Annotated in this window: 1 protein-coding gene; it reads right to left on the bottom strand. The window is 44.7% G+C overall.

Features of this window, described 5'->3' with window-relative positions:
- Positions 1-220: 220 nt before the first annotated feature.
- A partial coding sequence (locus L1D60_RS23500; protein ID WP_239843170.1) for a hypothetical protein occupies positions 221-403 on the bottom strand: 183 nt, incomplete at its 5' end.

The following is a 403-nucleotide window of genomic DNA, read 5'->3' on the forward strand; positions in this document are numbered from 1 at the left end:
TGCTTGAAGTCCTATGTAGCGCTCATGTTTGTTATCGGTCTCTCGATAGAGGAGCCAGCGTTTAAACGAACTGCTACATAGAAAGCTTTAGTTGCAGCTAAAGCCTGGGTCTCACATTACCCGATTGGAGTGCTTATTATCCATACAAAGCGTTTAAGACGGATTCCCAACGCTTGGCATTTTCGGTTTGATTCAGCTTTAATGTTTACGGCACAATGGTTTAGGTAGGGTGGTAGCGTTGCTCACCACTTAACGCGGCGTTGATATGACCCCCACTGTCAATAAGAGCGTAGAAGTTTCTGCTCCCACATTTCCAGAGCCTTACTAGTAAATCAGTAGTAGTGTTACCGCATAGGTGAAGCAAGTAATTTCGTCGGTTCTCATGCTGATATACGTGGATTAC

This window comes from Vibrio sp. Isolate30, from assembly GCF_022397975.1.
Lineage (GTDB): Bacteria > Pseudomonadota > Gammaproteobacteria > Enterobacterales > Vibrionaceae > Vibrio > Vibrio fortis.